General features: G+C 43.9%; 13 protein-coding genes. All 13 read right to left on the bottom strand.

Features of this window, described 5'->3' with window-relative positions:
• Window positions 1-75: 75 nt before the first annotated feature.
• The gene (locus QMF37_RS08815) at window positions 76-1131 is read right to left on the bottom strand and encodes a hemolysin family protein (RefSeq protein WP_071153957.1); all 1056 of its coding nucleotides are present in this window, start codon (window positions 1129-1131) and stop codon (window positions 76-78) included.
• Window positions 1132-1181: 50 nt separating this feature from the next.
• Complete coding sequence (locus QMF37_RS08820) at window positions 1182-2498, bottom strand: hemolysin family protein (RefSeq protein ID WP_071153958.1); 1317 nt, start codon at window positions 2496-2498, stop codon at window positions 1182-1184.
• A gap of 37 nt (window positions 2499-2535) precedes the next feature.
• Window positions 2536-2922: a MerR family transcriptional regulator gene (locus QMF37_RS08825; RefSeq protein WP_058386280.1), complete on the bottom strand. Its 387-nt coding sequence runs from the start codon at window positions 2920-2922 to the stop codon at window positions 2536-2538.
• A 534-nt stretch (window positions 2923-3456) separates the two neighbouring features.
• Complete coding sequence (locus tag QMF37_RS08830) at window positions 3457-3630, bottom strand: hypothetical protein (RefSeq protein WP_169793163.1); 174 nt, start codon at window positions 3628-3630, stop codon at window positions 3457-3459.
• A gap of 216 nt (window positions 3631-3846) precedes the next feature.
• Window positions 3847-5673 (bottom strand): ABC transporter ATP-binding protein, encoded by a 1827-nt coding sequence (locus tag QMF37_RS08835; protein ID WP_078080148.1) that lies wholly within the window; start codon window positions 5671-5673, stop codon window positions 3847-3849.
• Window positions 5670-7394 carry an ABC transporter ATP-binding protein gene (locus QMF37_RS08840; protein ID WP_071153960.1) on the bottom strand — a complete coding sequence of 575 codons (1725 nt, stop codon included), beginning with the start codon at window positions 7392-7394 and terminating at the stop codon, window positions 5670-5672. The genes QMF37_RS08835 and QMF37_RS08840 overlap by 4 nt, the downstream gene beginning before the upstream one ends.
• Window positions 7391-7864 carry a MarR family winged helix-turn-helix transcriptional regulator gene (locus QMF37_RS08845; protein WP_071154005.1) on the bottom strand — a complete coding sequence of 158 codons (474 nt, stop codon included), beginning with the start codon at window positions 7862-7864 and terminating at the stop codon, window positions 7391-7393. Before QMF37_RS08845 ends, QMF37_RS08840 begins: the two co-directional genes overlap by 4 nt.
• A gap of 155 nt (window positions 7865-8019) precedes the next feature.
• A complete protein-coding gene (locus QMF37_RS08850) occupies window positions 8020-8289 on the bottom strand; it encodes a hypothetical protein (RefSeq protein WP_071153961.1) in 270 nt (89 codons plus the stop codon).
• A gap of 142 nt (window positions 8290-8431) precedes the next feature.
• On the bottom strand, window positions 8432-9325 hold the full coding sequence (locus QMF37_RS08855; protein WP_071153962.1) for a TIGR01777 family oxidoreductase: 894 nt from the start codon (window positions 9323-9325) through the stop codon (window positions 8432-8434).
• A 64-nt stretch (window positions 9326-9389) separates the two neighbouring features.
• The gene (locus tag QMF37_RS08860; RefSeq protein ID WP_071153963.1) at window positions 9390-9836 is read right to left on the bottom strand and encodes a DUF4385 domain-containing protein; all 447 of its coding nucleotides are present in this window, start codon (window positions 9834-9836) and stop codon (window positions 9390-9392) included.
• A gap of 179 nt (window positions 9837-10015) precedes the next feature.
• Window positions 10016-10366 (bottom strand): DUF2200 domain-containing protein, encoded by a 351-nt coding sequence (locus QMF37_RS08865; RefSeq protein WP_071153964.1) that lies wholly within the window; start codon window positions 10364-10366, stop codon window positions 10016-10018.
• A gap of 117 nt (window positions 10367-10483) precedes the next feature.
• Window positions 10484-12121: a glycoside hydrolase family 13 protein gene (locus QMF37_RS08870; protein ID WP_283477944.1), complete on the bottom strand. Its 1638-nt coding sequence runs from the start codon at window positions 12119-12121 to the stop codon at window positions 10484-10486.
• A 12-nt stretch (window positions 12122-12133) separates the two neighbouring features.
• A complete protein-coding gene (locus QMF37_RS08875) occupies window positions 12134-13153 on the bottom strand; it encodes a LacI family DNA-binding transcriptional regulator (protein WP_149457058.1) in 1020 nt (339 codons plus the stop codon).
• Between the last annotated feature and the right edge of the window lie 5 nt (window positions 13154-13158).

Consider the following 13158-nt stretch of genomic DNA (forward strand, 5'->3'; position numbering starts at 1 on the left):
AACTGTTTTTTCACCTTACCAATAATTCACCAAAAAAAGAAGAGAAACCTGGAGGCTTCTCTTCTTTCATGCACATTAAATGGGTTGTGTTTCGAACGAATCGTCGCTAATTTCACCGACGATTTCTTCTAAAATGTCTTCCATTGTTACGAGTCCGGACATGTCACCAGCTGCTGTGGTGATGATGGCCATATGCGTGCGATTTTGTTGCATTTTAGTCAACACTTTTTGAATTGGTGTCGTTTCTGGAAAACGCGACATCTCGTGGATAAACGACTCCGGATGTTGCTTTCTTCCTGCTGCCATACTGGTCAACAGCTCTTTCGTGTTGATAAACCCAATCAACTTGCCATCTTTGCTGTGATCGGCAACTGGGTAACGCGTGTATTGGTGGTTATCCAACACGGCAAAAAGTTCTGCCTGTGTAAAACGGCTATCGACTGACACGATTTCTGCTTTTGGAATCATAATGTTCCGAACAATGCGGTCATCAAACGCGAAAATATTCTTTAAGTACGTTAACTCGGTTTGGTTGATTTCGCCGCTTTGGAAACTTTCCGCCATGATCAGCTTTAACTCTTCTTCCGAGTGAGCTTCTTCGTGACCGGCTGGTTTTACGTTGAATAAACGCAGGAGCAAACGCGCCGACCCATTCATCATCCAGATGAATGGGTTCATCACTTTACCAAACCAGTATAGCGGGGGCGCTAGTAACAAAGTTACTTTTTCAGCGTATTGAATGGCTAAGGTTTTTGGCGCTAGTTCGCCGATAACTACGTGTAAAAATGTCACGATGCTAAGAGCAATAGCGTAGGACAACACGGTCGATAACGCGGATGGCACATCAAACGCAACGAATAGCGGATGAAGCATCCGTTCGACGGTAGGCTCTCCAAGTGCACCAAGGGCTAAAGCGGTAACGGTAATTCCTAGCTGACAGGCTGATAAATAATAATCCAAGTTATTGGCTACTTTTTTTGCCAGTACGGCTTTTTTATTGCCTTCAGCGATTAATTGGTCGATTCTCGACATTCGCACTTTTAAAATAGCGAATTCGGCACCGACGAAAAATGCAGTTGCGATAATTAGCAACGCGATGAGTAGTAAGCTAATGCCTATTTGTCCGTCCAATTGGTATCCCTCAAATGAGGGATTCACCTCCATTAATTGTTAAGTGGAACTTACGTATTCAACTTTTTCGAATGACTGTGGAACATCACTTGCTTGATTTGCTGGTGATCCATTTCTACGATGGTCCACGAATTTGTTGACTCTGTAAAAGTAGCACCGGTTTTGACTTCTCCCGGGCTCTTGAAATGAATCCAGCCACCAATCGTATCGATGTCGTCGCTTTCATCAAAGGTTATGCCAAAACGCTCTTCCAGGTCTTTCAATAACACGCGACCATTGATCACGTATTGATTGTCACTGACTTTGTTAATATCGGCCACTTCGTCCGCATCAAATTCATCTCGAATTTCACCGACGATTTCTTCTAAAATATCTTCCATAGTAATCATACCGGCCGTACCTCCGTATTCGTCCGCAACGAGGGCAATATGAACGCGCGCATTTTGCATAATCAATAACGCGTTTTGCAAGCCTGTCGCTTCAAACACAGTCGGCAGTTCCAAGACAAAATCCTCGAGCTGCCATTCACGTCCTGCGACAATATGCGGCAGCATTTTCTTGGCACTAACAAATCCAAGAATTTTGTCTTTGTCGCCATCTTCGGTTACAGGGTAACGTGTGTAATTGTTTTCATCTAAAATCTCGATAATTTCAGCGAGCGGCATGTCTTTATCTAGCGTGACGAGTTCGGTACGCGGCACCATAATGTCTTTAGCCACACGTTCATCAAACGAAAACACATTTTCCATATACGAAAGTTCGGTTTCATTGATCGCTCCGCCTTCAAAGCTCTGAACCATAACAATTTTCAACTCTTCTTCTGAATACGCTTGATCGTGACCTGCGGGTTTAACGCCGAAGATTCTCAGCAACACGCGAGCCGCCCCGTTCAATGCCCAGATAAAAGGTTTCATAACCTTTCCGAACCAATAAAGCGGGGGTGCCAATAATAACGACATCTTTTCCGCAAATTGAATAGCCAAAGTTTTTGGCGCCATTTCACCGACAACGACGTGCAAATAAGTCACGAGTAAAAACGCGATGGCGTAGGAAGCCGTTGAGGCCACTGCGTCTGACACAGCAAAAAATTCAAAGATTGGGTACATTAATCGTTCAATGGTCGGTTTCCCGAGCGCTCCCAGTCCAAGTGCTGTGACGGTAATTCCGAGCTGACAGGCAGATAAATAATAATCCAAGTCGCTCGCTACTTTTTTCGCAGTTACCGCTTTTTTATTGCCTTCTGCAATCAGTTGATCGAGCCGCGACATGCGAATTTTGACAATCGCAAATTCCGAGCCAACGAAAAATGCCGTCAAGGCAATTAATAGTACTAATAAAACTAAATTCAATAAGGTTACTATGTCCACGTGTCTTCCCTGTAAAAGGGATTCACCTCCAAGTAAATTACAGCAACGCGATCAAAGCAGTTATAGCTGCTAACTGGTGCTCAAGCGCTTTGCTGATGTGTAGCTTCACGGGGCTTGGGGCATCTTTTAATTGCTCCTCCAAGCGCGTAATTTTTCGTTGCAGGCATTCGAATTCTTCATATACTTCATCGACAAGAAGTGTTGTTTCTGAAGTCTCTTGTGTAGCAAGCACGTCTTTAATTTCCGAAATCGACAGGCGCTGTTTTTTCAAAACTTGTATACGTTTGAGCGTCTGCAGGCTAGACGCTGGATAAAGCCGGTAATTGGTTTTAGTTCGCTGACTTTGTAGCAATCCCGATACCGTATAATAATCGATGGTTCTCGTTGATACCCCGCTCAATTTTGCAATCTCTCCGATTTTCATTAAGTCCTTCCCAATGCAGACACCCCCTTATTTGACTCACATTAACCTAACGTGGTTAACTTCCGGTCTGATCCATTGCACGAAAGCAATTTCTCTTAGTAATAAAAAATAATAGCACATTTCGATAAAAAGCATACAGTCTAACGTTCTGGTTTCGGACAGAAATAGACATGTTTTTGAGTAAGCGACATGATATCGACATGATTTGGAACAGTGGCTATGACTAGTGACTGACTGGCTATCGCTTTGTGTGACGGGCTGCATACGTTTGTTCCATTTGATTCACTTGATTCACTTGGAACAGTCTCGTTTTTTGGGCGATTTGCAAACAAATCAGGCTATCCCGCAAACAACACAATAAATAGCGCAAACAACACGCTCGCTCCTGCAAACAACATAGCGAGTTGCGCAAACAAACTACTCATTCCTGCAAACAAATTCACTCTGCCGCTATTTCACACTCGTTCACTAGTGCAAAACGCTAAAATTTCATAAAAAAAGAGCCAAGCGCAATCCGCTTGACTCCACCAACACTTATTTTTTCGTCTTTTCTTTGATTTTGTTCGCCACGTCGTCTTTCATGACCATTGCTTTGTCTTTATAGGTAGCAGCTTTTTCTTTGTAATCGTCTTTGTTTTCTTCCCAATGGGTTTTGCCTTTTTCAATCGACTTGTCTTTGAATTGGTTGAGTTTGTCTAGAAATGCCATTTGAATCATCCTCCCGTTTGTCCTGCCGCCAAGACGGTCAAGTAAACTAATGTAAGCATAACGTGTTTCCATCTCACTGTCGAAAAATAACCGTTACTGAAACTTCCTGCGCCCGCACGCGTGTAAGCTATACCGGTTGAACTAGTGATTTTTACTTGTATCGTAGAATCACAAAAGGTCCACTGCACAACGCTTGTGCGGTAGACCTTTTGTGTTTCACACAGCCACTTTCGCGGTAAATTGGCTGCGGTATAGTTCGGCATAAAAGCCGTCTCTATCGAGCAATTGCTGATGTGTGCCTTGTTCGATAACTTTTCCTTGGTCCATAACTAAGATCAAGCTAGCGTCTTTAATCGTAGATAACCGGTGCGCTATCACAAAACTTGTACGTCCGGCCATCAATTGACTCATCGCTTTTTGGATAAAAATTTCCGTCCGTGTATCAACGCTCGACGTCGCTTCGTCTAAGATCATCATTGGCGGATCGGCAAGAATGGCACGTGCAATGGTCAATAATTGCTTTTGTCCTTGTGAAATATTTGATACTTCTTGGTTCAAAATGGTGTCATAACCGTCCGGCAGCGTGCGGATAAAGTGGTCGGCGTGTGCCGCTTCTGCAGCCGCACGAATTTCTTCTTCCGTAGCTCCGGTTTTGCCATAGCCAATATTGTCACGAATGGTGCCGTTAAAGAGCCAGGTATCTTGCAACACCATTCCAAAGTTCTGACGCAATTCGTGTCTTGACATCTCTCGTGAATCCAGGCCATCAATGGTAATCCGGCCGCCATCCAGTTCGTAAAAACGCATCAATAAATTGATCAAAGTCGTTTTACCAGCACCCGTTGGTCCGACAATCGCGACCGTTTGACCTGGTAAAACATCAATGTTCATCTTGTCGATTAATCGTTTTTCACCGTAACCAAAATCGACGTCTTCAAAAGCAACTGCGCCTTTTGCACGTTCAAGAACAGCAGTCGTTACTTCTTTCACTTCTTCTTCTTCATCCAGCAATTCGAAAACTCGTTCAGCCGCAGCAATTGTCGACTGAACAATGTTGGCGATGTTCGCCGTCTGCGTAATTGGTTGCGTAAACTGTTTGGAATACGTAATAAACGCTTGAATGTCCCCAATCGAAATTGCACGCTGCGTGACCAAAATACCCCCAACAACACTAATCAACACATAACTCAAGTTGCCGATCAAAGTCATCATCGGCATGATAATCCCGGAAATAAACTGCGCTTTGCGTCCTGCATCATATAGCTCTTCATTGACGGCATCGAATTGTTCATTGGATTTCGCTTCGTGCCCAAACGCTTTGACGACTTGATGGCCGGTGTACATTTCTTCTACGTGACCATTCAAACGCCCCAGATTTTTTTGCTGGCTCTTAAAATACTTCTGCGATTTTTTCAAAATGGGTCCGATAACGAACAACGATAGCGGCAAAGAAACAACCGCGATTAGCGTCAGCAACGGACTGATGGTCAGCATCATAATCATAATCCCGACGAGCGTAACAATTGACGTAATAAACTGCGTCAAGCTTTGCTGTAAGGTGCTGCCGATCGTGTCGATGTCATTGGTCATACGGCTTAAGGTTTCGCCATTTGCCCGTCCATCAAAATATTTGAGCGGCAATTTTTCTAGTTTTTTATTGACGTCTTGGCGCAAATCATAAACCGTGTCTTGTGCCACGGTTGACATCATGTATTGCTGGATGTAACTAAACGCACTACTAAACAAATACAAGCCGGCAAGAATAGCGAGAATCTGACCAATAACGCCAAAGTCAATCCCCCCACCTGGCGCACCTTTTAACTGACCATACGCGCCTTCGAACAATTCCGTGATCGCCATCCCCATGATTTTTGGTCCGACGATGGAAAACACCGTACTGAGAATCGCGACGAAAAAGACCGCCGCTAGTTTTTTTCGGCGTGGTTTTAAATACGCCACTAGACGTCTAAATGTGCCTTTGAAATCTTTGGCTTTTTCTGGCGGCATATTCCCACCGCCACGAGGAGGTCCCATCTGGCTCATGCAATTTCCTCCTCTGACAACTGGGATAAGGCAATTTCATGGTAAACTTCGTTGGTTTCTAACAGTTCTTTATGTGTTCCCATGCCCACTATTTTGCCTTTTTCTAGAACGATGATGCGGTCAGCGTCAACAACTGTACTCACGCGTTGTGCAACTAGCAGCACCGTAGCATGTTTCGTTTCATCTTTTAGTGCTTTGCGCAACTTTGCATCGGTTTTAAAATCCAGTGCTGAGAAGCTATCATCAAAGATATACAAATCCGGCTTACGAATCAAAGCACGTGCAATGGACAAGCGCTGTTTTTGACCGCCTGATAAATTAGAGCCGCCTTGCTCAATTTCAGCCGCAAAGCCACCTTCGATTTGATCGATAAACTCTGTTGCTTGTGCCGTACTCGCCGCTTGTTTCATTTCTTGATAACTCGCATCTTGTTTACCAAAGCGAATATTGTCCGCAATGGTACCGGTGAACAGCATCGTTTTTTGTGGCACAAACCCAATTTTTGAACGAACTTCTTGTTGAGAGGCCTCACGAATATCGACGCCGTTAACACGAATCGTCCCACTTGTCACATCGTAAAAACGTGGTATTAAGTTAACCAGCGTCGACTTACCAGAACCCGTCCCGCCGATCAATGCTGTGATTTCACCGGACTTTGCGCTAAAGCTAATGTTCGACAACGCCGGTTCTTCCGCTCCTGGATAGTAGAAAGAAACATTTTCAAACGCTAGCGTTCCGCGTACGCGGTCAGCTTTAGCAGTACCGTCGTCTGCGAAGGCCCGTTTCATTTCCAATACTTCGTTGATTCGTTTAGCAGATACTGCAGCACGCGGAATCATGACGAACATAAAAGATGCCATAACCAGTGCAAACATGATCATCATGACGTATTGAATAAATGCCATCAAGTCACCGATTTGCATAGCGCCGTTACTAATGCGAATGCCACCAAACCAAATAACAGCCACGACAGTCAGGTTCATCACGAGCATCATCACTGGCATTAAGAAAGCCATGACTTTGTTGACTTGAATCGACACGTCGGTCAAGTCACGATTGGCTTTTTGAAGACGTGCTTTTTCTTCTGTTTCTCTATTAAAAGCACGGATCACGCGGATGCCCGTCAGGTTTTCGCGCACGACCAAATTCAGGTTATCTATCCGCTTTTGAACTTGTTGGAAAAGAGGCATACCGTATTTCAATATTAGTAAGATTGCAACGACCAGTACAGGCATCGCGCCAATAATAACGAGCGACAATTTTGCATCTTTTGACACCGCCAAAATAATCCCACCAACTAGCATAATCGGTGCACTAATTACCATGCGCAGCATCATAATGACGACTTGTTGCACTTGTGTAATGTCGTTTGTCGTACGCGTAATTAACGATGCGGTGCCAACTTCATCAAATTCTTGAAGCGAAAATTGGCCGACATGCTTGAATACTTTTTGCCGCAAGTCGCGCCCCATTCCCATCGCTGCTTTAGAAGAGTAAAAGCTGGCAAAAACAGCGGCCACTGCCCCGACTGCGGATACGAGTAACATCCAGCCACCGATTTGCCAGATGTATGGAATATTCCCTTTGACAACACCATTATCGATGATGTCAGCCATTAATGTCGGCAAAAACAGCTCTGCCATCGATTGACCAAAAACTAAAGCGACTACGCCTAGCACAATCCATTTGTAAGGACTGAGATTTTTTAAAATCTTAATCATTTTGTCGTCACCTCTCGTTTAGTTTCGGTTAAATACGTTGAAATTTTTTGATGTGAGTCGATCAATTCTTCTATTTGTTGCTCCGTAAGTTGTTCACTAGCCGCCTTGAACACTTGATGCAATCCATCTTCTTGGAAATAGAGACGGTTCACTAATGCTTGCCCTTTTTCACTGAGCGACAGCAAGATTTCACGCCGGTTGCATTCTACTTGTCGACGATCGAGATACCCTTCTTTAACTAACCCATCTACTGCCTGACTCAACGTACTTTTGGGTAAAAAGGTTTTCTCACCGATATTCTTCTGCGTCATCTCATGGCAACAAATAATGGTCATCAAAATGGAATACTGTGGCACTGATAAGCCGTTTTCCATTGCTGACTTTTGAATAAAGCACGCCATGTTTTTTTGCACATCCGCAAATGACAGCAGCAATTGCCTATACGTGTCTATTTCTATTTTATTGTTCATTTCCACACCATCCTTCCTTTATGAACCGTTCCAAACGGAACTATTGAATCTATGGCTCTCAAGCTACTCCGATTATGACTATTCGTCAACTTTCAAAGATTGGATTTTTGGCGGCATTAAAAAACGACTTCTGTCGGTGTTCTGACGGAAGTCGTTTATGATTTAGTTTTTTGGGTCATTGTAACGCTGTAAGCTCGACAGCAGTCTATTAACAACATAAGCAATTTCCGGTTTTTCGTAAAATCTTGTGGCTTGGTCCAGACAGTGCGGAATACATGGGTAACAAATTGCTCACAAACAGATTGATCAGGATTGGCCTGCTGGGCAATATTCCATATGATTCGGTGATAACGGTCGTACAAATCAACTAATGCCTGTTCTTCCCGATTGCGGATACCAATCATCAATTTTTCGTCTATGGTCAATTTGTCACCCCCTCTCTTTAGGCATTTCCTTTATGTGATTATCTCAAACCAAAATATCTCGAAATAAAGACAATTAATTCAAAAAATAAAAAAACATCAGAAAAAACTTCCTTTTGAAGAGTTTTCTGATGCTATAGAACTATTACAATGTCTTATGAAGGATATTTTTCAATGCTTTATCCAGTGTTGGATAAGTAAAGTGAAATCCTTCCTGTTGCAAACGCTCAGGTAAAATCCAGCGACTTTTTAAAATTAGTTCAGGTTCTGTTCCAATCGCAACTGCTCCGATATTCAACATCCACTTGGTAGCCGGCAGACCCAGCCTTTTGTCCATTGCTATGCGCAACTGCTTCATCAGTTCACGATTTGTTACAGGTTCTGCGGATGTGGTGTTGATAACGCCGCTTAGGTGATCGTGGTCACGCACGAAAAGAATAATGCGGTAAACGTCTTCTATATGAATCCAGCTAAACATTTGTTTGCCATTGCCTTGTTTGCCGCCAAGTCCAAAGCGAACCATGTTTTCATAAGGAATCATGACACCGCCATCTTTGCCAAGGACAATGGATAGGCGCAGCGCCACTTGTCGCGTATTCGGTAAGTTAAAGCTAAATAGTGCTTGTTCCCACGCCTTGCCCACTTCCACTGAAAAGCCTTTGCCGAATTCTCCGTTCGCTTCTGTCATGGGTCGATCTTCCGCATGGCGGTAAATCGTCGACGTGCTGGAATTGACCCATAGCGGTGGTGGGTTATCACAGCTTAAAATGGCTGTGCCTAGCGCTTCTGTCGTTTCCATCCGCGAATCAAAAATTTCTCGTTTATTGGCTTCGGTATACCGGCAATTCACCGATTTCCCAGCCAAGTTGACGACCATCTCCGCTCCTTCTAGTGCGCTAACGATCCCTGTATGATTGGTCCAATTCAAATGACTGGGTTGTCGTGAAATAATGATGACTTGGTAACCTTGCTCTGTAAACTTCTTTTCTAAATACTGCCCAACAAATCCAGTACCTCCAGCCAATACAATCTTTTTCATTTCGCCACCTATTTTCTGTATATTCTTATCCTACTTGACGTCCTAACCGCGTAAAAGATACGGATTAACCGAATTCTTTCTGGTGCTTTTTTTTGCGTTTCAAGTAATCTTCGTCTTCTCTAATTTCGTCCCAGCGCTTTTTGAAAATGGCCGCCGACTCGGCTTTTACCGGATCAATGTCACGTTCTTTGATGCTGCCGTCTTCATTGTATTTGCGGCCGCCTTTGTAATTGGTATAACGGCGTGCGCGCGTATAGCCCATTTGAATAAATTTACGTGCCATGTCCATCCCGACAAAATCATCTTGTTTGCGATACTCCTCGAACATCTCCGAAATTTTATCGCACGACTCTTGTGCAATGTCTGGCGTCTTAAATCGCCAATGTGGCAAAATCTCTCCTTTATACGGCTCCACCATCAATACGCCCTGCTCACCTCTGCCAACACGGTATAGCTCGGGATGTTTGCGTAAATCCAAATTTTCATAATCCAACTCATAATCAAACGCCATCGTTATCCGCTCCTTTGCGCATCTACTTTGTTAAGAATATACCCCAGATTAGGCTGTATAATCTTTTTGAGAGCAAAATTAGAGGGGGTGGATATACACTGCGAACACCCGGGTTAAGAAAAAAACCCATTTCGCACAGTATAAGAAAAAGCTGATTCCGTGGAATCAGCTCAGCTTGTTTACTGCCGTAAAATTTTGTCCATAGACTTGCCCTTGGCTAGCTCGTCGATCAACTTGTCCAAATAGCGAATTTCTCGCATTGTAGGTTCTTCCACGTTTTCAACGCGGACGCCACAAACCACCCCTTTAATTAACTCGCGCGAAGGGTTTAACATCGGTGCTTCTAGCAGGAAAGGAGCAAATGCGGTTTGTTGTGCGAGTTGGGCTTCTAGTTGTTCTTGGCTGTATCCGGTAAACCACCGAATGATTTCGTCAACTTCTGCTTTAGTTCGATTTTTTCGCTCAGCTTTGGCGACGTAGCAATCGTAAATTTTGGCGGCGGTCATTTTGTAGATTTTATGCTCTGTCATTAGGGCTCACTCCTTGCACTACTTGCTGTCCTCATTATACACGAAACAGAACGTTTGTACCCCTAAAAAACCCCGGAGAAAGCACATGCTTTCTCCGGGGTTTTCGATCTCGGTCGCTTATTCAAAAGTTGCGTCTTTTGGAACTTTGTACACACGTGCTTCATATGGAAGCAATTGTGCTGAATCGTTGTTGCTGTAATTTCCCAACAACAGCGTTGAATTTTCAGGATTGACGCCACACATACATGCGTGCTGCGCAAGGTTTGTGACGATAAATACTTTGTCATCGCCGTATTCTCGCGTGTACGCGAATACGGCTTCGTGACCCATTTCGATTAACTTATACTCTCCGTATACAAATACGTCCATATTCTTCCGGAGCCAGATCATCTGTTTGTAAAAGGCTAGTACCGAATGCGGATCGTTTTCTTGTGCTTTGACGTTCAGCCACTGGTAATTGGGGTTAATGCCCATCCACGGGGATGCATCTGAAAATCCAGCATGTAACGTATTGTCCCATTGCATCGGCGTTCGTGAATGATCACGACTCGTCGCCCGCAGCAAAGTCATAATGGCCTCGTGTTGCATGCCGGTTTCTTTTTTATGAAAATATAAGTTATGCGTATGGACATCATCGAAATGATCCAACTCTTCAAACGGCGCATTGGTCATACCGATTTCTTGGCCTTGGTAAATGAACGGTGTTCCTTGCATAAAGAAATACATGCACGCTAATGCCGTTGCGCTTTCACGCCAGTACTGTTGATCATTTCCCCAAGTGGAAACGACGCGTGGTCTGTCGTGATTTTCAATAAATAGCGCATTCCAGCCGACACCGTTTACTTTGTTTTGCCATTTGCTAAGTACGTGTTTTAGTTCTGGTACGTTTACGCCATTGCGCACTTCAATATTCCACAAATCGATGTCTTCGAATTGGAAAATCATATTGAATTTCCCGGTCTTTTCACTTACCCATTCGTCAATTTCATCTGCGGAAACGCCGTTCGCTTCACCAACAGTCATAATGTCGTGTTTGCCAAACGTCTCATCGTATAATTCTTGCAACATCGGCTGAATACCATCGACGTTCATTATTTTTTCCCACGAAGGGACGAATACATGCCCTTCCGCATCGGCCGTGTTCGTGTAATCTTTTTTAATGTGGCTGATGGCATCGACGCGAAACCCATCGATTCCTCTCGCAATCCACCAATTGATCATTTTATAAAGTTCTTTACGGACTTCGGGATTTTCCCAATTTAGATCGGGCTGCTTTTTTGAAAAGATATGTAAAAAATATTGCTTGGTCTTTTCATCGTATTCCCAGGCTGGTCCTCCAAATATACTTTCCCAATTTAGCGGTTCGTCGCGCCAGACATACCAATCTCGTTTCGGATGATCGCGTGATGAGCTGGATTCCAAAAACCAAGGATGCTCGTCGCTCGTATGGTTAATGACTAAATCAATGATCAACTTCATGTCGCGCGCATGGACTTGTTCCATCAGCAAATCGAAATCTTCCATCGTGCCGAAATCCTCTAAAATTTCCTGGTAATCGCTAATATCGTAGCCGTTATCATCATTGGGTGACTTGTACATCGGACATACCCAGATTACGTCAATGCCGAGGCCTTTTAAATAATCCAATTTGCTCGTAATGCCATTAATATCACCAAGACCATTTCCGTCAGAATCCATGAAACTGCGCGGATAAACTTGGTAGACGACTGCTTCTTTCCACCATTTTCTATTCATATCCGATCCCTCTCAAAGACGTCGGCAAGAACCTCTTTCTATTAGTCGAGAAGGCACTACGACTTGTTTGGGAGGCACTGACTCGTCCGTTATTTTCTCTACTACCAACTCTGCTGCATGCAAACCAAGGTCATAAATTGAAATGTCGACTGTGCTGAGTGGCGGTTTTAAATGTTTCGAAATCATATGATTATTAAAACCGATAATGGAAACGTCTTCTGGTACTTGGATTTTTAAGTCTTCCAGGTAGCCGATGACTTCGTAAGCGACCATGTCATCATGCGTAACAATGGCCGTTGGCGGTAATTCGAGTGCCATTAATCGGCGAATTGCCTCACTTTTATCGCCTTGCATAAACTCTTGATTGACTGTATAAGCCACATCAAACAGAATGCCATGTTTATTCAACGCTTGCTTATATCCTTCTAACCGGTCGAGCGATACGACAAAATCTGTCGCACCCCCGACAAATGCAATCTGCCTGTGACCCAGTCCAATCAAGTATTCCACCGTTTCCTTGGCGGTATTGATATTGTCGTTATCGACATAGGTTACCGAACACGGATTTTTGTACGGCCGGCCGACTACAGCAAACGGCAAACCGCTTTGGCACAAGTATTCCATAACAGGATCTCCAATTTTTGAGTAAAGAAGAACAATCCCATCAACTCGTCGACCTTGCACCATTTCAATAACTTCTTCGTAAATTTCTTCTTGCGTGGCACCGGTCGACAAATACAGTCCGTATTGGCTTTCATGTGCCCTAGTTGAAATGCCACGTAGCACTTCAGGGAAAAAGGGATTTTGAAAGGCCAATGCGGCTGAATTTTCCATGATGACACCGAGTGTCCGACTGTTTTTCGCTACTAAATTACGTGCTTGAAAATTTGGGTAGTACCCCAGTTCTTTCATGACTTCCCGCACTTTCACTTTTGTCTTGACGCTGATTCGTGGATTGTCGGCGATCACTCGTGATACAGTGGCCGGCGACACATTTGCCTGTTTCGCAACGTCTTTGATTGTGACTGCCATTTTAC

Origin of the sequence: Planococcus sp. S3-L1 (genome assembly GCF_030063085.1) — a bacterium.
GTDB classification, from domain to species: Bacteria; Bacillota; Bacilli; order Bacillales_A; family Planococcaceae; genus Planococcus; species Planococcus kocurii.